The 25069-nt window shown below is 73.1% G+C and carries 23 protein-coding genes and 1 pseudogene; 20 read left to right on the top strand and 4 right to left on the bottom strand.

Going from position 1 to position 25069, the window contains the following annotated elements; all coding sequences use genetic code 11:
* Window positions 1-1091, bottom strand: a 1091-nt coding sequence (locus ADL08_RS34060) for a BTAD domain-containing putative transcriptional regulator (RefSeq protein WP_159048516.1), incomplete at its 3' end; no start/stop codon positions are given.
* 322 nt (window positions 1092-1413) lie between these two features.
* Here ADL08_RS34060 and ADL08_RS34055 point away from each other — a divergent pair.
* A complete protein-coding gene (locus tag ADL08_RS34055; protein WP_053650021.1) occupies window positions 1414-2121 on the top strand; it encodes a Crp/Fnr family transcriptional regulator in 708 nt (235 codons plus the stop codon).
* A 62-nt stretch (window positions 2122-2183) separates the two neighbouring features.
* Here the strand turns inward: ADL08_RS34055 and ADL08_RS34050 are convergent, their stop codons facing one another.
* Window positions 2184-2750, bottom strand: a complete 567-nt coding sequence (locus ADL08_RS34050; RefSeq protein ID WP_053650020.1) for a hypothetical protein — start codon at window positions 2748-2750, stop codon at window positions 2184-2186.
* Window positions 2751-3047: 297 nt separating this feature from the next.
* Between ADL08_RS34050 and ADL08_RS37785 the strand changes: the two genes are divergently transcribed.
* The 4 genes from ADL08_RS37785 to ADL08_RS34025 all read left to right on the top strand — a co-directional run bounded on the left by ADL08_RS37785 (window position 3048) and on the right by ADL08_RS34025 (window position 10956).
* On the top strand, window positions 3048-4046 hold the full coding sequence (locus tag ADL08_RS37785) for a hypothetical protein (RefSeq protein WP_078968450.1): 999 nt from the start codon (window positions 3048-3050) through the stop codon (window positions 4044-4046).
* The gene (locus ADL08_RS34040; protein WP_053650018.1) at window positions 4043-8437 is read left to right on the top strand and encodes an ATP-binding protein; all 4395 of its coding nucleotides are present in this window, start codon (window positions 4043-4045) and stop codon (window positions 8435-8437) included. The genes ADL08_RS37785 and ADL08_RS34040 overlap by 4 nt, the downstream gene beginning before the upstream one ends.
* Complete coding sequence (locus tag ADL08_RS37450; RefSeq protein ID WP_053650016.1) at window positions 8434-9399, top strand: tetratricopeptide repeat protein; 966 nt, start codon at window positions 8434-8436, stop codon at window positions 9397-9399. The genes ADL08_RS34040 and ADL08_RS37450 overlap by 4 nt, the downstream gene beginning before the upstream one ends.
* 1071 nt (window positions 9400-10470) lie before the next feature.
* Window positions 10471-10956, top strand: a complete 486-nt coding sequence (locus ADL08_RS34025) for a hypothetical protein (RefSeq protein WP_053650013.1) — start codon at window positions 10471-10473, stop codon at window positions 10954-10956.
* A gap of 884 nt (window positions 10957-11840) precedes the next feature.
* On the opposite strand, the gene ADL08_RS34015 is transcribed toward ADL08_RS34025, so the two are convergent.
* Window positions 11841-12275: a hypothetical protein gene (locus ADL08_RS34015; RefSeq protein ID WP_053650009.1), complete on the bottom strand. Its 435-nt coding sequence runs from the start codon at window positions 12273-12275 to the stop codon at window positions 11841-11843.
* Between the two features lie 205 nt (window positions 12276-12480).
* Between ADL08_RS34015 and ADL08_RS37780 the strand changes: the two genes are divergently transcribed.
* The 9 genes and pseudogenes from ADL08_RS37780 to ADL08_RS33975 all read left to right on the top strand — a co-directional run bounded on the left by ADL08_RS37780 (window position 12481) and on the right by ADL08_RS33975 (window position 17346).
* On the top strand, window positions 12481-12750 hold the full coding sequence (locus ADL08_RS37780) for a hypothetical protein (protein ID WP_199837153.1): 270 nt from the start codon (window positions 12481-12483) through the stop codon (window positions 12748-12750).
* Window positions 12747-13253: pseudogene (locus ADL08_RS39120) on the top strand (DNA cytosine methyltransferase); the annotation flags it as partial. The gene ADL08_RS37780 and the pseudogene ADL08_RS39120, both read left to right, overlap by 4 nt.
* Window positions 13254-13823: 570 nt before the next feature.
* The gene (locus tag ADL08_RS39115; protein WP_324610457.1) at window positions 13824-13970 is read left to right on the top strand and encodes a hypothetical protein; all 147 of its coding nucleotides are present in this window, start codon (window positions 13824-13826) and stop codon (window positions 13968-13970) included.
* A gap of 156 nt (window positions 13971-14126) precedes the next feature.
* Window positions 14127-14942 carry a hypothetical protein gene (locus ADL08_RS37445; protein ID WP_053650003.1) on the top strand — a complete coding sequence of 272 codons (816 nt, stop codon included), beginning with the start codon at window positions 14127-14129 and terminating at the stop codon, window positions 14940-14942.
* A complete protein-coding gene (locus tag ADL08_RS33995; protein WP_053650001.1) occupies window positions 14939-15757 on the top strand; it encodes a hypothetical protein in 819 nt (272 codons plus the stop codon). The genes ADL08_RS37445 and ADL08_RS33995 overlap by 4 nt, the downstream gene beginning before the upstream one ends.
* On the top strand, window positions 15754-16044 hold the full coding sequence (locus ADL08_RS36935; protein WP_053649999.1) for a hypothetical protein: 291 nt from the start codon (window positions 15754-15756) through the stop codon (window positions 16042-16044). The genes ADL08_RS33995 and ADL08_RS36935 overlap by 4 nt, the downstream gene beginning before the upstream one ends.
* The gene (locus ADL08_RS36930; RefSeq protein WP_053649998.1) at window positions 16041-16229 is read left to right on the top strand and encodes a hypothetical protein; all 189 of its coding nucleotides are present in this window, start codon (window positions 16041-16043) and stop codon (window positions 16227-16229) included. Before ADL08_RS36935 ends, ADL08_RS36930 begins: the two co-directional genes overlap by 4 nt.
* Complete coding sequence (locus ADL08_RS33980) at window positions 16226-16570, top strand: hypothetical protein (protein WP_053649996.1); 345 nt, start codon at window positions 16226-16228, stop codon at window positions 16568-16570. The genes ADL08_RS36930 and ADL08_RS33980 overlap by 4 nt, the downstream gene beginning before the upstream one ends.
* Entirely contained in the window at window positions 16567-17346 is a 780-nt protein-coding gene (locus tag ADL08_RS33975; RefSeq protein ID WP_053649994.1) for a hypothetical protein, read from the top strand. The genes ADL08_RS33980 and ADL08_RS33975 overlap by 4 nt, the downstream gene beginning before the upstream one ends.
* A gap of 9 nt (window positions 17347-17355) precedes the next feature.
* Here the strand turns inward: ADL08_RS33975 and ADL08_RS37440 are convergent, their stop codons facing one another.
* Window positions 17356-17556 carry a hypothetical protein gene (locus tag ADL08_RS37440; RefSeq protein ID WP_159043132.1) on the bottom strand — a complete coding sequence of 67 codons (201 nt, stop codon included), beginning with the start codon at window positions 17554-17556 and terminating at the stop codon, window positions 17356-17358.
* 132 nt (window positions 17557-17688) lie between these two features.
* Here ADL08_RS37440 and ADL08_RS33970 point away from each other — a divergent pair, with 132 nt between their 5' ends.
* The 6 genes from ADL08_RS33970 (at window position 17689) to ADL08_RS33945 (ending at window position 24884) form a co-directional block, all read left to right on the top strand.
* Window positions 17689-18819 carry a hypothetical protein gene (locus ADL08_RS33970; RefSeq protein WP_053649992.1) on the top strand — a complete coding sequence of 377 codons (1131 nt, stop codon included), beginning with the start codon at window positions 17689-17691 and terminating at the stop codon, window positions 18817-18819.
* Between the two features lie 147 nt (window positions 18820-18966).
* Complete coding sequence (locus ADL08_RS33965) at window positions 18967-19413, top strand: helix-turn-helix domain-containing protein (protein ID WP_053649990.1); 447 nt, start codon at window positions 18967-18969, stop codon at window positions 19411-19413.
* A complete protein-coding gene (locus ADL08_RS33960; RefSeq protein WP_053650025.1) occupies window positions 19413-20645 on the top strand; it encodes a PBSX family phage terminase large subunit in 1233 nt (410 codons plus the stop codon). The genes ADL08_RS33965 and ADL08_RS33960 overlap by 1 nt, the downstream gene beginning before the upstream one ends.
* Before the next feature lie 65 nt (window positions 20646-20710).
* A complete protein-coding gene (locus tag ADL08_RS33955; protein WP_053649988.1) occupies window positions 20711-21148 on the top strand; it encodes an HNH endonuclease signature motif containing protein in 438 nt (145 codons plus the stop codon).
* Complete coding sequence (locus ADL08_RS33950; protein WP_053649986.1) at window positions 21132-22613, top strand: phage portal protein; 1482 nt, start codon at window positions 21132-21134, stop codon at window positions 22611-22613. The genes ADL08_RS33955 and ADL08_RS33950 overlap by 17 nt, the downstream gene beginning before the upstream one ends.
* Before the next feature lie 15 nt (window positions 22614-22628).
* Complete coding sequence (locus tag ADL08_RS33945) at window positions 22629-24884, top strand: phage minor capsid protein (protein WP_078968453.1); 2256 nt, start codon at window positions 22629-22631, stop codon at window positions 24882-24884.
* Window positions 24885-25069 lie beyond the last annotated feature (185 nt).

The following is a 25069-nucleotide window of genomic DNA, read 5'->3' as shown; positions in this document are numbered from 1 at the left end:
CGGCCGGGGCGGGGGGCGGGGCGGCCGGGGCGCCGCGCGAGGGGCAGTTGCTGGCGCAGCACCCGCAGGTGGGCGTCGCGGACCTCCGCGCCGGGCGCGATGCCCAGTTCGTCGTCGAGCCGGTCGCGCAGCCGGTTGAACACCTGGAGCGCGGCGGCCTGTTCGCCGCAGCTGGCGAGGGCGAGGATCAGCCGGGCGTGCAGACCCTCGTGGAGCGGCTCGGCGTTCACCATGTCCCACAGCGCCGGGACGGCCTCCCCGGGCCGGTGCAGCAGCAGCGCCGTGTCGGCGTGCAGCAGTACGGCCCTGACCCGCCGCTCGTTGGCCACCACGGCGGCGGGGTGCTGGCGCAGCACCGGGTCGGCGTCCGCGAGGACCGGGCCCCGCCACCACCGCAGGGCCTGGGTCAGCGCCTCGTACGCGGAGAGCGGGTCGGGCGTGCGGTGCAGCCGCTCCGCCTGGTCGAGGAGTTCGTCGAAGTGGCCGAGGTCGATCTGGCTCCGGGCCGCTTCGAGGAGGTAGCCGGTGGGGGTGCGGACCACGGTGGGCGGCGGGCCGGTCCGGGGGCCGTCCTGCTCCAGGAGCCGGCGGACCTGGCTGACGTAGGTGTGGACGAGGCTCTGGTGGGAGGTGGGCGGTCCGGCCGGCCAGAGGGTGTCGGTGATCTCCCGCTGGGTGGCGGGCTCGGGGTGCTTGAGCGCGAGGAGCCCGAGCAGGCGGCGCAGCATCGGGCTGGTGACGGGGACGGGGGTCCGGCCGCGCTGGAGGGAGAGCGGGCCGAGGATGAGGAGCCGGGGGCGGCCGGCGCCGCGCGGCGTCCCGGCGCGGGCGGCGGCCAGCAGGTCCGCCAGCTCGCCGCCGGTCAGTCCGAGCGTCTCGGCGAGGCGCTGGAGGGTGCGGGCCTGGGGCCGCCGGACCCGGCCGCGCTCGATGTCGCGCAGGGCCCTGGTGCTGATCCCGGCCCGTGCGGCGGCCGTCTCCTGGCTCAGCCCGGCCCGTCTGCGGAACGCCCGGAGCCGCGGTCCGAACGTGCCCGGCTCACCGGCCGGGCCGCCCCGGGGAAGCCCCGTGGCCGACGTCGTCTCTGACATGGCGTCCCCCTCGTCCGATGACCGCGAACTGTCGTTCATGACCGGCGGCGGCATTGCGGGCCGTGCGCGGCCGACTCTGCAGAGGCTTCGTCAATGATCAGTTTGGACTAGACCAATGCCTCCGGCAAGGGCAAGTCCCTCTCGCGCGCGCCCGCGCGTGCGTGCGCGAAGTGTTTTCGAGGGCCCGGTGCTCCTCGGCCGTACGCCTGCCCCCGCACCCCGGCGGTGGAGTCCCCGCGCCGGAACCGGCACGATGATGTCCGGTCGCGGAAGCAGAAGCAGAAGCAGTGGAAGCAGAAGCAGAGGGAGCCGGGGGATCCACGTGAACGAGACCATCGGACCGGAGGAGTGGCCCGCGCGCAGTCTGCTGGGGTCGCTGTCGCCCGCGGCCCGGCGGGAACTGCTCGGCCTGGGTGTCCGGAAACGGTTCGAGGCGGATGCCGTGCTGCTCAGGGAGGGGATGGACGACGGGCACGTGTTCCTGCTGCTGTCCGGTTTCGCCAAGGTCACGGCGACCGTGGAGAACGGTGAGAGTTCGCTCCTCGCGGTGAGGGCCGCCGGGGACACGGTGGGCGAGATGGCCGCCATGACCGGCGCCCCCCGGTCCGCGACGGTCACCGCCTGCGGTCCGCTGACCGTCCGGGTGCTGCCGAGCGCCGCGCTGCGCGAACTGCTGCTGCGCCTCCCGGAGGTCTCCGTGGCCCTGGCAGGCGTCGTCGCCGAACGGCTCCGCTGGGCGAACCGGCGGCGGCTGGAGTTCCGCGGGTACCCGGCGAAGGTCCGGCTGGCCCGGCTGCTGGTGGAACTCGCCGCCTCCCACGGGTCGCCCGGGCCCCACGGCGTGGTGATCGGCTGCCGCCTGACGCAGCCGGAGCTGGCCACCCTGGTCGGAGCCGCCGAGACGACCGTCCACAAGGTCCTGCGCGAACTGCGGGAGGAGGGACTGCTGGAGACCGGCTACCGCTCCACCACCGTCCGGGACCTGCCCCGCCTCAGACGGCTGGCGGACCTGGCGGACGAACTGCCGTGACCGGGCGTGCGTCAGGGCACTGCCGCCGTCGGAGCACTGCCGCCGACAGGCCGCCGGTGTCGTCAGACCGCCGGTGTCGGGAGGATCACCCCCAGCCCCGCGGCCACGCCCATGACGGCCGTGCACACCACCGCCACCGCCAGGCAGCGGTACTTGCGCACGGCGACGCGGGCGAGGAAGCGCACGGTGAGCGACAACTCCCGCCGCTCGGCGGCCTCGTCCGCGGAAACGGACACGCTCGCGGAGGAGCCTTCGGACGCGCCCCCGCACCCCTCCGCGCCCCCGGCCGGCAGGATGTCGGGCCCCGACGCCAAGTGGAGGAAGCTGTACCGGTTGACTCCCCCGTCGCGCAGCAGCCGCGGGCTCAACGCGGCCGCCAGGCTCACCACACCGCCGATCAGCCCGCCGGTGAACAGCACCAGCAGCGCCCCCGCGAACCATCCGGTTCCACCGCCCCCCTCCCAGGCGAGCACGGCCCGGTGGGTCCAGCCCCCCGCGGTTCCGGCCAGCGCCGCCTGCGCCGCCGCCAGGATGCCGGCCTTCGCGTCCGCCTGCTGATGGGTCGCGTGCAGGGCGGCGAACATGTACTGCGCGGGGCGGTTGCCGACCGCCTGCCCGGCGGATGCCATGGAGTTCTCCTCAGGTCCTTGACGGCGCGTTCCGTCCAGTAGGGACCGGCCGCCCGCGCCGAACCAGTCACTTCTACGGGTTCCCCGCCCCCCGTGGAACTCCGGGCACCCGAATTCCGTACTTGTACGGGGTTCGCCCCCGGACGCGGGTGTACGACTTCGGTGCCGGCGCTCGTACGAGGGAGAGGGCACTGGTCTACCGTGGGCCAAGTCCGCTGTGCGTCAGAGGACTTGCGAGCGGCAGCGGACTCGCGCGAAGACGCGGTCCCCCCTCACGTACGTGTGGCGAGAGGTGTCATGGAAGCGAACGGCACGGATGGACACGGCGGCCCGGGAACCTTCCGGCGCAGGCTGCTGCTGGCGGTCGACGCGAAGGGGTACGGCCGCACGGACGCGGTGACGCAGCGCGAGTTCCAGGCGGGCATCACACGGCTGCTGGACAGCGCGTCCGGCGCCGCCGGGCTGGACCGCGACCGCTGGGAGACGCAGGAGGGCGGGGACTCCGTGTTCGCCGTCCTGCCCGAGGGGGCCTACGAGCCCGCCCTGGTCGACACCTTCATGCGCGCCCTGGACGCCGGACTGCGGGCCTTCAACCGGAACCGGGTGCCGCGGGCCCGGCTCAGGCTCAGGGCGGCCGTCCACTTCGGCCCGGCCTCACCGGGCCCCAACGGCTTCGTCGGCCGGGCCCCGGTCGAGATCGGCCGCGTCCTCGACTGCGCGCCCCTGCGCGACGCCCTGGCGGCGGCGCCGGACGCCTGCCTGGCCGTCGCCGTGTCGGCGGCCGTCTTCCACGACTCCGTGGGAGCCGCGTACACCACCGTTCCGGCGGACGAGTTCCGCCGCGTCCGGGTCCGGGAGAAGGAGTACGAGGGGGACGCCTGGATCTGGATCCCCGGCGCGCGGGCGGGGAGGCCGGACCCCGCGCAGGACCACCGGGACGCCGACACCGACACCGACACCAACACCAACACCGATACCGACACCGGCACCGACGCCGCCGCGAAGGCCCGCGGGGCCGTGACCGCACCGGGGCGGCCGGCGGAATCCGCCGTTCCCCCGGCCACGGACGACGCCCCCGTGGTGCGCGTCCGCGTGAAGGCGGAGGAAGTGGCCGGGGACGCCACCGTGATCCGTACGGACCGGCTGGAAGGCACCATCGAGGGCGACGCCGAGGTCGGCCGCGTGGCACCCGGCGGAACGCTGGTCGGACTGGACCTCCGCTCCGCCCGGGCCCTCCGCTCCACCGGAAACGTCCGCTCCGCCCGGGACGCGCGCTCCACGGGGGGCGAGGAGTGACCGCCCCGCCCCGCACGGACCGCGCCTTCGACGACGTGGTCCGGTCCCGGACGGAGGCGGACTTCGTCGAGCGCGCGTGGCTGTACGAGGAGATCGAGCGGGCCCTGGAGCCGGAGGCGTGCCAGTACGTCCTGGTGACGGGCGAGCCGGGCGCGGGCAAGACCAGTCTGCTCGCCGGCATGGCGCGGGCCCGTCCCGACCGGCTCCGCTACTTCTTCCGGCGGGACAGCCGGACCGCCCTCGCCGGCGGGGACGTCCAGTCCTTCCTGCTGTCCGTCGGGCACCAGCTCGCGCGCGTGCGTCCGGAGCTGTTCGAGCCGGAACGCCTCTCCGTGGTGATCAAGCAGCACATCGACTCCGTCGAGGCCGAGGGCCGCGTGGTCGGGATCAGGATCGACGACCTCAGCGTGTCGCCCTTCCACCGCACCGCCACCCTGGAGCTCGAACAGGACATCGGCGACGTCGCCGGCACCGTCCACGGGGTCGAGATCGGCACGGCCCGGCTGGAACCCCGTCTGCTGGACCCCGACAACCTGGCGCACCTGGCTCTGATCGGACCCGCGGAGGTACTGGCGGCACAGGACCCCGAAGCCAGGATCGTCCTCCTGGTCGACGCGCTGGACGAGATAGCCGACGACGGCACGACGGACCCCCGGAAGGGCCTCCTGAACTGGCTGGCCCGCGGCCCCGAACTGCCCGCCAACGTCAAGGTGGTCATGACCTCCCGGCCGCACTCCGGGCTCCGGCTGTTCCGGTCGGCCCGGGAGGAACGGCTCGCCGAGGTCGTCATCGACGCGGGCTCGCCCCGGGTCGTGGGCGACCTGCGCGCCTACGCGGACCGCGTCCTGGAGACGGACGCCGTCATCGGCATGGAACGGGCCAGGGGCCACCTGCCGGGCAGTGCCAAGCGGTACGCGGTCAGGAAGGCCGCCGGGAACTTCCTCTACCTCGCGACCTACGCGCGGGCGCTGACCGACGCCGTCGCGCGGCAGGACGACGAGATGGTCGACAGGCTGCTCGTCTTCGGCGGCGTGCCCGGCAGCCTGACCGGCCTGTACGGCTTCTTCGTGGAGCTCGCCCGCGAGGAACTCGCGCCGTGGCCACGGGGCGGGCGCGGCGGACGGACCCGGGACGGCGCCGCGGGGCCGGGCGGCTGGGCGGGGGTGGGCCTGCCGCTCATCGGCGTACTGACCGTGGCCCGCGAGCCGCTGACGGAGGACCAGCTCACGCGGCTGTCCGGCACCCCGGTACGGGAGGAACCCGCCCGGCGGGTCCTCGACGGCCTGCGGTGGCTGCTGGACCGCCGGGACGACCGGATCGCCTTCTTCCACGCCTCGATCGGCGAGTTCCTCACGGCCGGGGAGACCCACGCGAAGCACCCCGAGTGCTGGGTCGACGAGACCCGGTGGCACGAGCGGATCGTGCGGCACTACCGGGGCACCGCGCCGCACTGGGCGGAGGTGGACTGGGCGGAGGTGGACCGCTACGGCCTGGCCCATCTCGTCGCCCACCTCCTGAAGGCCGGGCCGGGCAGCTACGACGACGCCGCCGACCTGGTCTGCCCCGGTCTGCGCAAGGCCGTCAGGGCCGAGTTCGGGGCCGAGGGCCGGTTCCTCGAACTCGTCGACGACATCGCCCACCACGTCGCGGACAACGCGCCCGTGGCCGCCGGACTGCCCGCACTGACCTACCTCGCGGTCGTACGGCAGCAGGCCGCGCAGTCGGGCGACGCGCTGCCGTCGCGGGCGATCGGCCTCCTCGCCCGGCTGGGCCGCCTCAAGGAGGCCCTGGAGCGCGCGGCCGGGCTGCGGCCCTCGTGGCAGCGGTTCCGGGCCTTCCGGGAGATCCTCGAACACGCGCGCCCCGGCCCCGACGGGACGTCGCGCGAGGACCTGCTGGACCTGCTGGTCGAGTCCGCCCTGACCGTTCCGGGGCACGGAACCGACCAACGCCGGACCCCGGACTCCGGCCGGGGGGCACTGCGGACGGCCGCGACCCTGCTCGCCCCGCACGACCTCGAACGCGCGCTCCGGCTGTGGCGGCACGGCCAGGAGACCCCGGACCGGACGTCCCGCCCCGGGGAGGAACCGGACCCCGTGTACCGCGCGGCCGCCGTCGCCGAGCGGGACGTGGACCGCGCCCGCGTCCTCGTCGGCAGGATCCGCGGCGAACGCTGGCAGGACTACCTGGACCTCGCGGCGCGCGCCGGCTCCGCGCGGGCCCCCGAGCTGCTGTGGGCGGCCGAGCGGTCCGCGGACGCCGTGGGGCCGGACGTCCGCGTGACGGCCCTGGCGCGACTGGCCGCCGCGTGGGCAGCACACGACCCGGACACCTGCCGGAGGCTCCTCGCCGAGGTGCGCGCCCAGGTCTTCGACGTGACCGAGGAGCGCCACCTCGCCGACCGGCTCGTCCCGTCGGCCGCGGTCCTGGAGGACGTGGACCCGGTCACCGCCCGCTTCCTGCTGTCCCGTCTCGACACGGTGGTCGTCAACGGCCACTGGGGCAACGCCTTCCTCGGCGCGGCGGAGCTCTGGACCCGCTGGGGATCGCCCGGGCGGGCGCGGGCCCTCGTCGACCGGTACCTCGCGTGGGCCGACGGCCCCTGGGACCGGCTGCGCGCCGGGAAGGCCCTCGGGACGTCGGACCGGGCGGACGGGATGCGGCTCGTCGAGGACGTCTTCGCCGGGGTCCCCGAGGAGCCGGCCGATCCGGCGGGGTACGAGTGGGCCGCGCGGGAGAGGCTGGACGGCCTGGGCGCGGCGGCCCGGCGCATGGCCGAGTACGACCTCGCCAGGGCGGCGCAGATGGCCAGGAGCATCCTCGGTCACCCCAGCCGGTACGAGCTCCTCACCGACATCGCCCACCTCCACGCCGACCGGGGGGAGCTCTCCCGGGCCGCCGCGCTCCTGGACGAGGTGCTGCGGGACGTGGAGCACCCCGCCCCGCTCCTCGGGGACGACAGCGCCGGTCAGGGGTTCACGACCGCGTCGCCCGAGTCGAGCACCCCGCCCGCCGACACCCCCCTGGCACAGGTGAACATCCACGCGCTCACGCGCATGTTCAACACGAGCCACCACTGGGCCGCCCGCGCGCGAGGGCACTTCTACCGCGACCCCGCGGACGTGATCCGCGCCGTCGAACTGCGCGCGACCGGCACCATGGCCGGGACGGTGCGCCGGTTCGCGGCCCGGCTGGCCCACCGGGACCCCGCCCGGGCCGCCGCCCTCGTGCACGCGATCGCCGACCCCGGCGAGCGGGCCATCGGGTTCGCGGATCTGCACCGGGTGGCCCACGGCCCCGTCGGCGGCGACTCCCGTCACGGCCCCGAGGCGGAGGCCCTCTCCCGGGAGATCGACCGCGCGCTCGCCGAGCTGCCGCGCCACCGGTGGACCTTCCAGCCGATCGACACCGACCAGAAGGCATGGGCCTACGCCCGTCCCGACCTCCGGGTCCGCTTCGAACTGGCCGTGCGCGCCCTGGGCTGCCGGGAGAAGGACACGGAGGCGCTGCGGGGGCTGACCTCCCTGTCCCACGCCCACACGCAGTCCCTGCTCGTATGGGCGTCCGAGGTGCTCGCCGCGGACGTGATCGCACGGAAACGGCCCCTTCCCGTGGCGGTGGAGGTGCACCGGAACAGCCTCGCCCGCGCCCCGCACCAGGACGACGAGATGGCCAAGAGCGCGACGGCCGCCGTCGCGTACCAGGAGCACCGGATCGCCCGCGCGGTGCCCGGACACACCTTCCGGGCGCCGGCGGCACGCATCGACGACCCGATCTACGCGGCGGCCGTCGACCTCGTCACCCCCGCTCCCGGCGCCGCCCTCAGCCCCTCGTTCGTACGGCGGCTGCGGGGACTCCTCGAGAACGGCCCGCTGCCCGCGGCGGCCGAGCTGCTCGCCTTCGGCGCGGAGGCGAGGCCCGAGAACCGGGCCGAACTCCGCGAGCTGGCCGGGGAGGTCGCCGCGAAGGCCCGCGACGGCTCCGCGATCGGCGTGGACGCGCTGACCGTCCTGGCCGCCTCCCCCGGCATCGGCGACCTGGTCGATCCCGTCGGCCTGCTGCACGAGGCCGAACGCTGCCGGACCGGCTGGCCCGGCGAGCACTGGATCCCCGCCGACGCCGTGGCCCGGCTGTTCCCCGTCCTGCTCGAGCGCGCGCCGGCCGTCGCGCTGCGCAGGTTCTACGAAACCGTCTCCACGGATTGGCCCTTCGGCATGTCCCTCCTCCAGCACGCACCGGACGCCCTGATCGAGGCGCTGGGCACCGACGCCGTCGCCGTCCTCGGCTCGGCCGTCGCCCGCGGGCTCGCCTGCGTCTCCCCGGACGGCCCGGCACCCGAGGTCGTGGACGGCGTCCGGCTGGCGCACCTCGCCCCCGGCCCCGCGTCATGACGCCCGCCGTCGACCCCGCGGTGGGGCGGGCGCACGCCGACCTCCTGCACCTGTTCCGCACCGGCCCCGCCGAGCCGGGCGCGGTGTGCGCCGCGGCCCGGGACCGGCTCGCGGCGACGCCGGACCTCGACCCGGGCGACCCGCGGACCTGGAACTCGTACCGCCTGCTCACGGCGGACGTCCAGACGCTCCTCGGCTATCTGCGCGAGGCCGGCGTCCCGCACAGCGAGCCGGAGCGGTTCCGCGACCTGCTGATCCGGGTCCTGCGCCACCTCTGCGAGGCCGACCGCGCCGAACTCGGCGTCCTGCTGGCGGGTCCCGTCCACGACGACTGGCGGGAACGGCTCGGCGAGGCCCACCCCGACACCCTCCGGGCCGCCGAACGGCTCGCCGCCTGCCTGTCCGCGCGGGGCGACGCGGAACGGGCCCGCCCCCTGCTCGAAAGGATCCTCCTCCTCCGGTCGAGGACCCTCGGCGAGAACGCCCCCGCCACCCTCCTCGCGGCCTGTCACCTGGGCGCCTGCCTCAACCGGCTCGCCGACCACCGGGCGGCGTTCCACGTGAACGACGACGCCGTACGGCGCTGTCGGCGACGGCTCGGCAAGGACGACGACACGACGCTCCTGGCCACGGAGAACCTCGCGAACAGCCTGTTCGGCCTCGGCAGGCACCAGAAGGCACTGGCCCTCCACCGGGACACCCACCGGCGGCGCACCCGCACGTCGGGGGAGGACGCGCTGCCGACCCTGCGCGCGGCGGCGGACATCGCCCTCGCCCTCCACCGCCTCGGCGACCACGAGTCGGCCCGCGCCGCCGACACGGACCTGCTCCGGAGGCTCGAACGCACGGCGGGAAGGGACCACTCGACCACCCGTGCCACCCGCGACCGCCTGGAGAAGACCCTCCGCTCCCTCGGCCGAACCGAGGAGGCCGACGACCTCGTAGGAGCCCCGAAGTTCTGACACCCCCTGGAACCCCGACCGCCCCACCCCCGGCCGACGGAAAACCCCGGGCCGCGGAGTGCGCGACCCGGGGTTCCTCCGAGCCGCCTCCGGGATCCGGACCCGGGACCTGCCCATGACGAGGCCCGGCAAGATCGTTCCGGGTGGCACCGGGTGGCGGTAGCGGGCCGGCGTCCACGTCGTGGCGACGCGCCGATCGATGGACGGGCACGGGGCCGCGCCCTCTCCGCCGCGCTCTGCCGCCGCGCACCCCCTCGGCGGAGCGGAACCACCCGCCACGGCATCCCGCTCTCCGGCGACCCGGCCAACAGGACCAGCCGACGCCACACAGCCGGATCAGCCACATACTGCATGGAACTGCGATACAAGAGCGGCCAGTTGGCGCTGCCGTCGGCCGAAATGCAGCTTCCTCAATTCTTGCTCAGAAGATCGTTTTCCCTCTCCCCCGTCTCCCACGAACCCGGTTACGGTCTCCGTGCGCGGCCACCTCACCGACCTGACAGGTGGCCCCACAACCAGTCTTGGACGTGGGGGAAGCATGCGTTTCACAGCACGAGGGACCGTCGTCCCGGTGTTGGCTCCGGCTCTGCTGAGCAGCTCGGCCCCTCCGGCTCGCGCGGCGATCGGGGAACCGGAACCCGTGACCGCTCCGCTGGAGGCCGTCGAGGAGGCCGCACCCGAGGACGACTCGCCGGCGCAGCCGCCGGAGGCTTCCGGCAACGGGGAGTTCGGCACCCGGACATGCGACAACCCTCGCCGCACATGGATCGCGATCACCTCGAAGACCGGCATCCACATGCCGGCCGACGGGGGGAGGGCCGTCCTTCGAGGACGGACCGGGCGGCACCATGGTGGTCGAGGTGGAGGAGTCGGGGGCTCCGTGGGTCACGAATACCGCAGGAACGCGGCCACTGGAAGGTACGGGCATCTCCCGTACGGTCCCTGGGGTTGCTCCGTCACGCGGGCCGAGTACGAGACCGGCGAAGATCGTTGCGGCAAGGAGCTCCTCGAGAGCGGAACCGCCGAACTGCCCTCCTCCGAGGTCGGCCGGCACTACCGGGAGACGAACTCGTGACGGTTCTGCGCAAGCCATCGACCGCGGTCGCACCCCTCCTTCTCCTCTCCCTCCTGGCGGCCGGATGCACCGGCGGCGCAAAGCCGTCGGGCACTCCGTCGGCGACGGGGAAGCCGACCGCGACGGAGCAGCCCCGAGGGGAGAACGAACAAGAGCGGGGAAAGCGTGCGAAGGCCGCGCTGGAGACGGTCTCGCTGGAGGATCCGGAGTTCGTGGAATCCGGTCTGGAACGGGTCCGAGAGGGCGTCCACAACCTTTCCCCGCTCAAGAAGGGCATGGCCTACAAGGTCTCCGTGGTCTGTGTCGGTACGGGGAACGTGAAGGTCGTCATCGCCGACCAGGCGCCGCGGTCAGTGCCGTGCGACGGAGTACCTGCCGGCCGGCGGGTGGAGAACGCTCCGGCGCGATTGCCGATCGACATCACCGCAATGTCCGGAGCCACGGGAACGGTCGCCTGGCAGGTCGTCTCCCTGCCCTCCTGAGTGGTGCTTCAGCGGGTTCTGTTCGCTCCCCGGACGGTGAGCGAACAGGCGGTACCGGTGCCGAGCTGCGAGACGTTCGCTCCGCCTCAGGCGGCCGGTTCGGCACCGCCCCGCACATCGCGGCCTCAGGAAGCCGATCCCGCTGCTCACACATCACTCACGCACGGGCTTCCGCATCCCGGCCACCGCACGCCCACCCAGGAAGAAGGCATGAAAAAACCCCAGGTCACGGCGAGTGAGTCCTGGGGTAATTCCGAGCCGCCTTCGGGATTCGAACCCGAGACCTACGCATTACGAGCCCCAGAAAGGTCCTGTCAGATACTTCCGTCGGGTGCTGCCCTGTGACCGAAACCGCAGGTCAGAAGCCTGTCGACCTGCTACCCCGTGCCAGTTCCTGACGACCGGTTCGGAGCCGTTCGGGCACGCATTGGGCACGCATTGGGCACGCAGTAGAGGTGTCCTGACCTGCGAGAACTTGCCTCGCTCGGGCCGTAGGTCAAACCGTACACCCGTCCTCCGACACGCAGAAGGGGGCCGCACGGTCAACGCCGTGCGGCCCCCTTCTGCTACTCGCGCACCGCCCGCTCAGGCGTTGGGACACGCGTCGTCTTCGGCTCTGTCCTGGCCGCCGGCGGTGGGGGGCAGGGCGTTCAGGACAGCCTCAAGGGCTATGGCGCCCGTGTTGGTGATGTGTCGATCGTCGAGCAGGATGTCGCGCCGGTCGGCTGTGGCGCGGCCTGCTGCTGGTGCGGTGTCGTCGAGTCGGGTACGGCGGACGCGGTACAAGATGCCCCCCTCGTGGCATAGCCGAGTGCCTCGCTCGAACATATGCCCGAGTCAAAGGCCGTTCCACAGTAGCGCGACCATCACCGCAGGTCACCTGCTTACGGCTCCTGATCTGACTCCCCAAGCACCCTGATAGTTGCGTCTTCAAGATCAAGTTTCTTGAGGGCTTCTTTAACCAACGTCAGTTCCTCGGGACGTGTTCCGGGCTTGTACGCAACGACGACGGACACCTCGGGAGTTGATGCACCGAGGATGTCGTCGGCCGTCAGACCGACCCACTCGGCCGCCGCCGCTCGGCGCACCTCGGACGGCTCGCGCCCGGTCGCCGCCGCGACGGCGCCGACGATCCATTTGTCATGTCGGTAGCCCTCGCCGTTGACGATCTTCGCGAGGGTGGTGTGTTGGAGCTTCTTGCCCGTCTCGGGGTCGACGGCCCGCTCGGCCACGCTTCGCAGAGTGGCGCCCTTGAGGGCGAGCGCCTCGCGAACCATGTCGGTGAAGGGCGTCGAGCTCTCGCCGCCTATGGGGGACACGGGTTCTCATCTCCGTTCTTGTCGCAGAACGCGAACAGGCACATCTAAGCAGCCACTGCCCCGAACTGCCCAGTCCGGAAGTCCGTTGACGTGCGGTTTCCCTCCTGCCTACGTTGTTCTTGTTCGAGAACAGCAACAGACGAACGGCCCATAACGGCTGCTCGTTGCCCCGGCTGTTCGTGTTCAGCAACACATGGGGGATCTTGTGAGCGTTGAGTTTTCGGGGCCGCCGCCCCGCAGCCGGAACACCAAGCACGCGTTGATCGCGATGGAGCTGATCGACAACCCAGACGAGTGGGGGATCGTGCAGCGGCCTGCCTCGATCGCGCGGGCATCGTCCGCCGCACAGGCCATCCGCACCGGCCGACTGTCCGCGTACCCCGCCGGCGAGTTCGAGGCCGTGGCGCGGTCGGTCGTCGAGCAGGGACGGGTCGAGCACCGGGTTTACGCCCGGTACGTGGGCCCGAAGAAGTGACGGCGGCCGGTCCCCGGATCGGCAGTCTGTGCTCGGGGTATGGCGGTCTCGACCTAGGTGTGCAAACGGTGCTCGGCGGCTCTGTCGCCTGGCACTGCGAGGTCGACCCGGGCGCGGCGAGCATCCTCGCCCACCACTGGCCCGGGGTGCCGAACCTCGGGGATCTGACCACTGCCGACTTCTCCGAGGTCGAACCCATCGACGTTCTGACCGCCGGGTTCCCTTGCCAAGACGTGAGCCTCGCCGGAAAGCGGCGCGGCATGTCCGAGGACACCCGCTCGGGCCTCTGGGTCCATGTGGCTCGGGCGATCCAATTCCTGCGCCCCCGATTGGTGGTGATCGAAAATGTCCGTGGGCTCCTCTCGACGGCGGCCGGTAGCCACGTGGAACCGTGCCCGTGGTGCCTGGGAGACGGAGGCGGTAAGCCTGCTCTGCGAGCACTCGGCGCCGTACTCGGCGACCTGGCCGGCATCGGGTTCGATGCGACTTGGGCGTGCGTACGCGCGTCGGAGATCGGCGCTCCCCACCAAAGAGAGCGGGTGTTCGTCCTCGCGTGGCCTGCCGACACCCGCGGCACGGGACTACAAGGGTGGGGGTCAGATGGGCCAGTTGCCGACGGTGGTCGCGTTGCTCAAGACCCCGACCGCGCAGCTCGCGGTGAACGGCGGGTCGCAGCACCCGACGAAGCGCAAGCGCGGCGGGCACGGTCCGACTCTCGCCGACGAGGTCGAGCACCTGCTACCGACACCCGTCGTGGCCGACTCGCGGGGGACGAGGAACCGGCGGACGGACAGCACGCCGTACAGCAGCGGGTACGGGGAGACCTTGACCGATGCGGCGATGTTGCTCCCGACGCCCAGGGCGAGCGACGGGCGGAAAGGGAGCCCGAACCAGAGGTACGGCGACGGGAGCCTGACCCTGTCGAGCACGGCGGCACGGCTGACGCCGACGCCCCGCGCGTTGACTGGGGAAGCTACGGCGCAGCCGTCCACCGCTGGGAGCGGCTCACCCGCCCCGCTCCCCGGCCAACTGACGATCGAGGCCGACTGAGTCCTCGGTTCGTCGAGTGGCTCATGGGAGTGCCCGAGCACCACGTGACCGGCGTCGCCGGCCTGTCCCGCTCCGCTCAGCTCCGCGCGCTGGGGAACGGCGTCGTTCCGCAACAGGCGGCGGCGGCCCTGCGGCTGCTGCTCCACCGCCTCGACCAGGGCGACACGTGATCTGCGATTTCTGGGACGGGACCGCGCGCACCTACTGCCGCGCCGTCGGCGCTCGCCGCTACGTCGTCGGCCACCGCTGCTCCCTGCACACCCCCGCCGCCCTCGCCGGGCGACCCGAACCGCCCGGCGACCCGAATCCCGTAAGGAGAAGGTCCGTTGAGCCTCGCCGCGACGGATTGGGTATGGACCCGGTCCCGCGCCCGAGGCGCCGCTCGTCTGGTCCTGCTCGCGATAGCTGACCGCGCCGGCGCCGACGGCGTCGCCTACGCCGGTACGGCCGCGCTCATACAGCGGACCCGGGCCGCCCGTTCCACCGTCCGGCAGGCGGTCGACGCCCTGCTCGCCTCGGGCGAGCTCGCCGTCGTCGACGGCCGGACCGGGCCCGGGGGCGAGACGGTCTATCGTCTGCCGCTCCTCGACGAGCGGGGGGCCGAGGACCGGCCCGGACCGGATTTCAGCCCGGGTCGGGAATCGGCCCCCGGGGGGCCGGTGGGCGGCCCCGGGGAGGGCCGGACATCGGCCCCGGGGGGAGCGGACACCGGCCCGGGGGAGGGCCGAGGACCGGCCCCCGGGGGGCCGGTGGGCGGCCCCCAGAACGTACCTACCTACTCACCACCACAACAGCAGCAGCCGCGCGCGAGCTCGGCCGCCCTGATTCCCGAACTGCGCCCGCTCGACGACGCCCTCGCCGCGGCCTCGATCACCGTCCGGTGGTCCCTCGGCCTCGGGGAGATGCGCGACGTCTACCGGCTGACGCAGCGGCACGGCGTCGAGGCCCTGGTTGACCTCGCCGCCCGCCGCACCGTCCCGGGCGAGGCCCCGAAAGCGGCCCGCTACTGGCTCAAGGTCTGGTCCGACCTCGACCGGCCGTCGTCCCCGGCGCCCCGCCCGGCGTCGTCGACCGCCGCCTACGCCGACAACCTCGCCGCCGGACTCGCCCTGTTGAACGTCCCGAAGGAGAGCACCCCATGAACGAGCAGCAGATCGCCGCCCTGTTGGCGTTCGCCGGAACGCTCGACTCGCGGGTGCGCCGTGCACTCGCCGACCCGCAGCAGGCCGCGCGCACCATCTCGGAGTGGACGGCCGCCGTCGCCGATGTCCCGGCCACGATGCCCACCACCGGGTGGGACGCCGCCCGCGCGACCCGCCGGTACTACGAGCAGCGCGGCGGCGACCGTTCCTCGCAATACCGGCCGATCGAGCCGCACGACCTGCTCGCCGCTTGGGGCCCGCACCGGACCGAGCTCATGAACCGGCACACCGACCCGGTGCCCTCGGCGGACCCGGACGACCCGGCGGCGTGGCGGGCCGAGCTGCTCGGCACCCGGGCGGCGGTCGCGACCGGGCACACCGCCCCGGCGCAGTACCGCGCCGAGATCGACCACGGCGGGCAGAAACGTCTCGCCGCGCTGATGTCCGGCGTCGGTAGTGGGCCGCGCAGGTACATGCCCGCGCACGCCGCCGCCGAGCTCGCCCGCTTCCGGCCGTCCCGCGCCCGTCGCGAGCAGCTCGTCGCCGAAGGCGTCCCGGACCCGCTCTCGGTTCCGTGCCCCTACTGCCTCGCCGCCGTCGACGAGCAGTGCCGTTCGTCCTTCCGCAACCGGGGCAAGGGTCGGCGACCGCTCTCGGGCGTCCACCCCTCGCGCGTCGAGGCCGTGGTCGCCGAGCTCGGCGCCGAGGCGACCGACGACGAGCAGGTGCGCCTCGCCCGGATCATGTGCCAACCGCCGGCACCTCGACGAGACGCCCGTGCCCGGCACACCAGCGGCGGGGGCGAGGCCCGATGATCCCGCCCGCCGCCCGCGCCGTGATCGCCGCGCACCTGACCGACGAGATCGACGTGCACCCACACCTCGCGACCCTGCTCGTCGCCTCGCTCGCCGACCGCCTCGCCGTCGAGGGATGGCACGTGACCGACGACCTCGGTCGCGCGCAGGACGCCGGTGTTCACCGACACCACGAACACGACGGCGCGCGACCGGTCGCGCCTCGCGCGCGGGAGGCCCCGCGCGCTCGGCGCTCCCTCGCCCGCCTGCTCGGCCGTGCCCGTACGAACGAAGAGAGAACCCCATGAGCCCGGCCCTGTTCGGCCTCGCCGTCGTGCTCGCCCTCGCGCTCGGCGCGTCCCTGGCCTACGCGGTCCGGATCGACGACCGCCTCGACCGCGAACTGCGCCGCCTCGACCGCACCCCCTGCTCGAACACCTGCACCACCTGCTCGACGACCCGCCGAGCCGAGAACGGAGAGACCGAAGAATGAACACCACCCACACCCGGACCCGCTCGCGGCGCGGCCGGACCCTCGCCCGCGAGGCGGTCCGCGACCAGCGGCGCGAGGCGCTGCTCGTCCTGCTCGGCCGCGCCGACCGAGGCGCTCTCACCGGAGCCGACGCGCGGCAACTGCGCGACCTGGCCGCGGCCGAGGTCGCCGAGTGCGACGCCTTCCGCCGGTCGGCGGGCGGGCAGCAGGCGGCGGCCCTCAAGCTGCGTCACCGCGTCGAGGCGGCCGAGCAGGCGATGCGGGAGATCGAGGCCGAGCGCGACCAGTACGCCGCCGAGGCCGAGGCGCTGCGCGCGGCGGCGGGACAGGGGGACCGATGAGTTACGCACAGGCTGTGAACGAGACGGTGCGCGCCCTGCGCACGATCCGGGGGCAGTGGGCGGCGCTGCTGCTCGCGATCGAGACGCCGCCGGCGGACCACTGGCCGCCGAGGCAGCTCGCGCACACCATGCGCGAGGGCGACGACGAGCAGCTCGTCGAGGACCGGGCGCCGCTCGTGCTGCGCGAACACCCCGCCCCTCTCAACCTCGCCGCCCTTGATGCGGGGCGGGGAGTCGAGCGGCTGATCTTCGATCTCGCCGACACCCTCGCCGCCGCTGTCCAGCGCACCGGGGAGGGCGACCCGCGCGGGTGGGTGTGCGTCGACCCCCGCGCGCCCGACAGCCACCGTGCGGCGGGCAGCAGGCGGCACGGGCTGCACTGGGCGTGCGTGTGGATCGAGGGGCGGGTGCTCGATGAGGACACGGCCCCCGAGCACGAGCTCGACGGCGCCGTGAGCGCCCCGCCGTTCGAGGTGCTGCCGCTGTACCTGCTGCACGAAGCGAGGCGTACCGCCCGGATCGCCGAGGCCCGGGTGCTGCGCGCCCTCGGCCTCGACCGGCGCGAGACTCCCCTGCCCGAACCCTGCCCGTGGTGCGGGGGCGAGCTCACCCTGCACAGTGCCCCCGACGGGCCGCCGAGCGTCACCTGCTCGGGTGGGCGGACATGCGCCGCGCCCGTCCCCCTCGACAGCGGGGAACGGGCGCGGGTGTGGGAGTGGGACGACCTCCCCGAGCTGATCGCCGCGCTCGGGGTGGACATCCCCACCGCAGCGTGACCGAGCCGGTCAGTCCTCGCTCGGAGCGTCCGCCGGCCCGGGTGCCGGCGGACGCTCGGGCAGCTCGGCCCCCGGGCGGCGCAGGTACCACGCCACGAGCTCTTTGATCACCGCCGCCCGATCCCCTCCGGGCGCGCGTGACTTGAGGTCCGCCCATTCGGCGTCGCCGATGCGAACGGACCGGTGCTGTGTCTTGGGCTGATTGGCCATGGCCCGAACTTTAGCCGGGTGTACGTACACCAATCCAGCGGGACCACTTGAGGTGTACGTACACCTCATGCTTAGGTGTACGTACACCCCAACGGCAGGGCGGAAGCCCGGAGAGAGGTCACACCCATGCCCATGCGCTACGAAGAGGTTCGCCCCGACGCCCGCGTGATCTGCCACTCGCGAGGCGACGTCACCGGGACCGTGCTCCACAAGCGGCCCGACGGATTCGGGAAGCCCGAGCCCGTCGTCTGCATCGAGTTCGACAACGGGGGCGTTGGCTACAACTACCCCGAGCAGCTTTCCCCCCTCGCCCCCGAGGACGACGAGCGAGACCCGAAGGCGCTCCCCCGGATGACGCGACAGGCCAACGGATACACCTTCTGGCGGGGCGGCACCCTCCACTACGTGTACCGCTACGTCGAGACGTGGCGCGTCATGGAGTGGAGCGACGACGCCGACGCCGCGATGCCGCTGCTCGTTCTGGACTGCAAGACCCGCGCCGCCGCCGTGCGCGAGCTGATCGCGAAGGTTGACGCCGCCACCCCCGCCGCCCCTGCCCCCGCGCCGGTCGTCCGTCCCGAGCTGCGCCCGGACATGCGGGTCAAGGCCCCCGCCCGGGGTGAGGGCTGCGACGCGATCGGCGTCGTGCTGACGATGCGCACGCCCCCGGCCGAGGTGCCGTCCGGCTCGGTCTACGTGATGTGGCACCTCGGCGCGCCATCGTGGATCGCCGCCGAGGAACTCGTGCCGACCGGCGACCTCCCCGGGTCCCCGAATCTGCTCGACGTCGAGTACGGCTCGCGCGACGGCGAGGGCGTGTTCTGGCGCGGCGGGGAAGAGTACCGGGTGATCCGCAGGTACCCGTCGAGTTCGGACGGCCCTTGGGACGTCTCTCACCGCGCGGCCGACGGGACCCTGACCCGGATCGTCGAGGGGAGCCGTACGCGGAATGCGGCGCACCATGCGGCCGTGGTCGCGATCTTCGGGTTCGAGGACATGCGGGCCGAGACGGTCTCGTACCTCGCCGTCGCCGAGACCCGGAGCGGGCAGCCGCTGCGGGTCGACGTCCCGGGGGCGGACGGGTGGGGGCGGGTCTCCGCCCCGACCGCCGAGCTCGCCCTGAGTCGCTTGGGCGGCGCGGTTAGCGGTCTGCGGTACGACGTCGTCAAGCGGCGCGACGTCCGCAGGCGGATCGGTTCGGTTCTGGTGTACCCCGTGCGCCGCGACGGGTCGCTCGGGGTGCCGAGGATGCACACCCGTTGAACCGGTGATCACAAACAGTTGCGCCGTTATCGATTCGTGACCTAGAGTCGGGAGCGCCTCCGGCGTGCCCGGAAACAATCCCCCCTTCCAACGCCCCGCCACCCTCCCCCCGGTGGCGGGGCGTTCGCATGTCCGGGAGGTGATCCGGTGGCCGACTCGATCACGGACGCCGACCGCGAGGCGGTCCGCACCCTGCACGCCGAGGGGAAGTCCCGGAACGCCATCGCCCGTGAGACCGGCCGCGCCGCCGCCACCGTCTCGAAGATCGCCGCCGACCTCGGTCTCGCGTTCAGCGGCGGGGCGCGCGTCGCCGCCGCCACCGAGGCCCGGCGCGCGGACGCCGCCGCCCGACGCGAGCAGCTCGCCGACGACGCCCTCGACGGGGCCCTCGCTCAGGTCGAGCGGGTCGGCGTGGCCGACTCCGCCCGCGACGCCCGCGACTACGCCACCGCCGCCCGCGCACTGACCGAGGTGCACGCCAAGGTCGCCGAGCTCGCCCGCACGAGCGGCACCGGGAGCACCGGGGGCTCGATGCTCGACCGCCTCGCCGACGCGCTGCTCGGCCCGACGGGAGACGACGCCGACGGGGGGTGATCCCCTCGCCGCCGCCCCTGTCCGACAAGCAAGTTCGCTCGATCCGCGAGGCGACCGCCCGCATCTGCTGTTGGCACGGCAGCGTGCGGTCGGGGAAGACGATCGCCTCGCTCTTGGCCTTTCTCCTGGCCGTCCGGCGGGCGCCGGCGTCCGGGCTCATCCTGATCTGCGGGCGCAGTCTCCAGACGATCGAGAGGAACGTTCTCGAACCCCTCGCCGATCCCGCACTGTTCGGGCCGGTCGCCGCCGAGGTGCGCCACACCCGGGGCGCGACGACGGCGATCATCCTCGGTCGTGTCGTCCACCTCGTTGGTGCGAGCGACGCTCGGGCCGAGGGCAGGCTGCGAGGTCTGACCGCCTCGCTCGCCTACTGCGACGAGATCACCCTCATGCCCGAGGGCTTCTTTACGCAGTTGCTCGCCCGGTTGAGCGTGCCCGGGGCACGGCTGCTCGGGACCACGAACCCGGATTCGCCGAGGCACTGGTTCAAGGTCAATTACCTCGACCGGCAGAACGAGCTCGACCTCGCGTCGTGGCACTTCCGCCTCGCCGACAACCCGAGCTTGAGCCCGGCGTACGTCGCCGCGCTGTCCGCCGAATACTCCGGACTCTGGCGCCGGCGGATGATCGACGGCGCTTGGGTGATCGCCGAGGGCAGCGTCTTCGACATGTACGACGAGCAGCGGCACGTCGTGACCGAGCTCCCCCCGATGCGCCGGTACTGGACCGGGGTCGATTACGGGACGGTCAACCCGTTCGCCGCCCTGACCCTCGGGCTCGGCGACGACGGCCGCCTGTACGTCACGAGCGAGTGGCGGCACGACTCCCGTGCGAGACACCGGCAGTTGACCGACGCGCAGTACAGCCGAGCCGTTCGCGACTGGCTCGACGAGTTGGATGTCGAGCCCGAGTGGACGTTCGTCGACCCCTCGGCGAGCAGCTTTTCAACGCAGCTTTGGGCGGACGGTCACCCCGGGGTGACCAAGGCCAAGAACGACGTGATCAGCGGGATTCGCTCTGTCGCGTCCGCGCTCGACGCCGGTCTGCTGCTCATCCATGAGTCGTGCGAGGGGCTGCTCGCCGAGCTCCCCGAATACGTGTGGTCGGACGAAGCCGCGGCGCGCGGTGAAGACCGGCCGGTGAAGATCAACGATCACAGCGTCGACGCCTTGAGGTACGTCGTCCACAGCACCGCGCACGAGTGGCGCCACCTGCTGACGACCGCCGTCTGAATCCCCCTTCCCGCCCGGGTTGCCTCGCCGCGCCCCGGGCCCGAGCAGGTCGAGGGGGTGATCGCGTGTCCCCTTCTCCGACCGACCGGTTCCTCGCGAAGATCGTCGACGGGCCTCTCGGCTGCTGGGACTGGACCGGGCACGTCAAGCCGAACGGGTACGGGCAGTTCAAGGTCGGTGGTCGACCGCAGTACGCGCACCGGGTCGCCTACACCCTCACGCGGGGACCGATCCCCGAGGGGCTCGTGATCGACCACCTGTGCCGACGGCGGCACTGTGTGAACCCCGACCACCTCGAAGTGGTCAGTCACCGGACCAACATCCTGCGGGGCGTGTCCCCCGCCGCGCGCCGTGCGCGACAGACGCACTGCGCCCGGGGTCACGAGTTCGACGCGGCGACGACCTACGTCGCTCCGAACGGCACCCGGCACTGCCGACGCTGCTCGGCGGCGCGCGCCCGTACGAGACGACGGCGGGGGGTGCACCGTGCCCCTGCCCAGTAACGGCGTCGCGTGGCCGCCGCCGCAGCTCGCCCGGCACTACGCCGAGATCAAGGTCGACGACGCTTGGTACTCCGGAGATCACCAGAAGCTGACGACCGTGTACCGGGACAGTCCCGTACGGCGCGACGGCCGCCGTCGACTGTGGGGGCGCGACCGTCAGCCGCGGCCGGACGTTCGCGATCAGCGGCTGCACATCCCCCTCGCCGGCGACATCGCGAGCGCCTCGGCCGACTTGCTGTTCTCCGAGCCGCCCACCCTCACCGTGACCGACACGGCCACGCAGGACCGGCTCGACGAGCTCGCCGAGTCGGACGGCATCGCGAACACGCTCCTCGAAGCGGCCGAGGTCGCCGCCGCGCTCGGCTCGGTCTACCTGCGGGTCACATGGGATCGGTCACTCGCCGACCGCCCCCTGCTCACGAGCGTCCACCCCGACGCCGCCGTGCCCACCTTCCGGTGGGGACGGTTGACGGCCGTCACCTTCTGGCGCGAGCTCACCTCGACCTCGGCCACCGTGTGGCGGCACCTCGAACACCACGAGCCGGGGCGCATCCTGCACGCGCTCTACGAAGGGTCGGCCGACAACCTCGGCGTACGGGTTCCCCTGACCGAGCACGTCGAGGTCGCCGACCTGGCCGTCAGCCTCGGCCCCGAGGGCGACGCGATCGAGACCGGGATCGAGCAGCTCACCGCCGCTTACTGCCCCAACATCCGGCCCAACAGGAAGAACAGGGGCTCGGCGTTCGGACGCTCCGACTACGCCGCCCCGATCTACGACCTGCTCGACGCTCTCGATACGACATGGACATCGTGGATTCGCGACCTGCGCCTCGCCCGCGCCCGGCTGCTCGTGCCCGACGGGTACCTGCGCGACCACGGTCCCGGACAGGGCGCGTCGTTCGATGACGACCGCGAGATTTTCCAGCTCCTGAACATCCCGCCCACCGAGCAGGGTGGGAATCAGATCACCCTCTCGCAGTTCGCGATCAGGGTCGACGAGCACGAGCGAACCTCGGCGGCGACCACCCGGCAGGCCGTGCAGAGTGCCGGCTACTCGGTCGGCACGTTCGGGATCGGCGACCAGGGCGCGGCCGTGACCGCGACCGAGGTCCGGGCCCGAGAGCGCCGGTCCATGACCACCCGGGCCAAGAAGATGCGGTACTGGTCACCGCCGGTCGCCGACATGCTGCACGTGATGCTGCTGCTCGACCGGCGATGGTTCACCCCCCGCATCGTGCCCGTGCGGCCGACCGTCGCGTTCGGCGACTCGATCACCGAGGACGCGTCCTCGCTCGCACAGACCCTGTCCCTGTTGCAGCAGGCACAGGCGGTGTCCGTGATCACCAAGGTCCGAATGCTGCACCCCGAGTGGGACTCGGTCGCCGTACAGGAAGAGACCGACCGCATCCTCACGGAGAGCGGCGCCGTCGTCCCCGACCCGATGCAGGCGGGGGCACTGCTCTAGCGCGAGGGGGTGCTCGTGCCCATCCACCCCGCCATGGCCGAGGATCTCTCGACCAGCGTCCGCGACCTGTACGCGGACGCCGAGCAGCGGCTGCTCGCGCTCGTCGCGCGGCAGCTCGACGGCGGGTTCGAGGCTCCGGGGTGGGCGGTCGCCAAGCTGCGGGACATCCAGCCGCTACGGCGGGCGGCGCAGGGCGTCGTCGACGCCCTCGGCACGGCGATGCAGCTTGAGGTGTTCTCGGCCGTGACCGAGGCGTACGACGTCGGGGCGCGGGCCGGTCTCGCCGAGCTCGGCGCGCTCTCCGACGTCGACGTGCGCCGGATCGCCGAGAGCACCCCGGGCACCCGGGCCGTGGACCGGATCGCCGCCGAGACGATCGAGCTCGTCACCGAGACGCACCGGGGGATTCTGCGGGGCGTCGAGGACGGTTACCGGCAGGTGATCGCCGAGTCGTCGGCGACCCCGCTCCTCGGCGTGGACACCCGCCGGCAGGCCACCCAAGCGGCGATGTCCCGGTTCGCCGACCGGGGTCTGCGGTCGTTCGTCGACCGCCGCGGCCGGTCGTGGCAGATGACGAGTTACGCGGAGATGGCCGTACGGACGGCCGTCGGCCGCGCTGCGGTCGAGGCGCACGGCGACAAGCTGCGCGCCGCCGGGATCGAGCTCGTGATCGTCTCCAACGCCCCCCACAACTGCGATCTTTGCGCCCCATTCGAGGGCGAGGTGCTCGCGCTCGGCGGACCGGGCGGCGCCCGTACTGTCGAGATGGAACACGCTACCGACGACGGCCGCACCGTGCGGGTGCACGTCGCCGGATCGCTCGACGAAGCGCGGCGGGCCGGTCTGCAACATCCCAACTGCCGACACTCGACCAGTGCTTACCTGCCCGGGGTGACCCGGGCGCCGGTCGAGCACTCCGAGGACCCCGACGGGTACGCCGCCTCACAGCGACAGCGGGCGATCGAGCGCGCCATACGGAAGTGGAAGAACAAGAGCGCCGCCGCCCTCACGCCCGAGGCCAAGCGGGCGGCCGAGGCTCGGGTGCGCGCCTATCAGGGGAAGATGCGCGAGCACCTCGCCGCGCACCCCGAGCTCATCCGCCGGCGCGAGCGCGAGCAGCCCGGGGCGAGCAACCTCCCGAGCACCGCGCCGCCCCCACCGCGCGACGCGGTCGAGGCCGCGCGCGTCCGGGCGGGCGACGAGCGGACGCTGCCCGAGATGGCCGACGAGCAGCTCGGCGCGGCGATCCGGCCCGGCGTCCTCGACGGACGCGACCTCGACCGCATCCGGGACGAGAGCGACCGCCGCGACCTGGCCGACCTGCTCGACCGCGTCCGGCCCGGCGGGCGCATGGTCGACGACCTCACCCCGTTCAGCGACGACGAGCTCGCCCGGATCGCTCCGCACCTCGACGACGAGCAGATGCTGCGCGTCATGGCCGAGGCCGACCGGCGCGACCTCGACGCCGCCATGCCCGCGATCCGCTCGGATCTCGTCGGCATGTCCGACCGCGACCTCGCGGCCCGCGCCCGCAACGTCCCCGAGGACGGTCCGGCGATCGGCGCCGAGGCGCACCGTCGCCGCGCCCTCGCCGAGTTGTTCCCCGGCGGGCGGCTCGTCGCCGACCTGTCCGGGCTCGACGACGAGCTGCTCGTGTGGGGCATCCGGTACGCGCGGCCCGACGACGCCGCCCGGATCGCCGCCGAGATTGACCGCCGGCACCCGCCCGCCCCGCCCCCGCCGCTCGGGGGCGCCACGGTGGCCGACACCCTCGCCGCGCGGAACGCCCTCGACGACGCGATGCACCCGGTCGACCTCGACGACCCGCCCCCGGCGGACCCCGACGAGTGGGGGGCGTACGGCGCCGACGTCCGGAAGGGCCCGGACGGCACCGAGCACATGTCCGCCACCGAACGGTGGGTGTACGAGCGCGAGCTCGAAGCGCGTTCCCAGCGGTCGGCGTACAGCCGCGAGGAAATCCGCGAGATGTACCGAGAGCACATCTACTTGCAAGAGCTCGCCGCCGAGGACTACACGAACGGGTTCATGCTCAACCGCAAGGCACGCGCCGCCGGTGTCGACCCCTCCTCTCTGTTCAGCGGCCCCTCGCACGTCGCCTACGCGCGCGCGTCCGAGGACCTGATCAGGTTTTGGGAGGAGGTGAGCCCGAGGATCACTCTCGCCGAGTTCACCGAGCAGGTGACCGGTGTCCGCACCGGAGCGGGCGAGACCGCCCGCCACGCCCGCGAAGACCAGCGGCGCAGATTCTGACCAAACGGTTCTGACCTGCGGCTTTCTTGACGCCTCATCAATTCGCAATGTGACGTCCATCACTAATACCCCCTGATGTGGGGTGGCTAGGGGGTGGCGGGGGGGGGGGGCCCCCTCACCTGCCAAAGCAAAGCGGGCCCCCCCCCCCCCCCCCCCCCCCGGTTCCCCCCCCCCCGGGCAAAACA

Origin of the sequence: Streptomyces sp. NRRL F-6492 (assembly GCF_001280125.1) — a bacterium.
Classification (GTDB): domain Bacteria; phylum Actinomycetota; class Actinomycetes; order Streptomycetales; family Streptomycetaceae; genus Streptomyces.
Note: the sequence above shows the minus strand (reverse complement) of the source record. Positions and strands in the feature narration are given on the sequence as shown.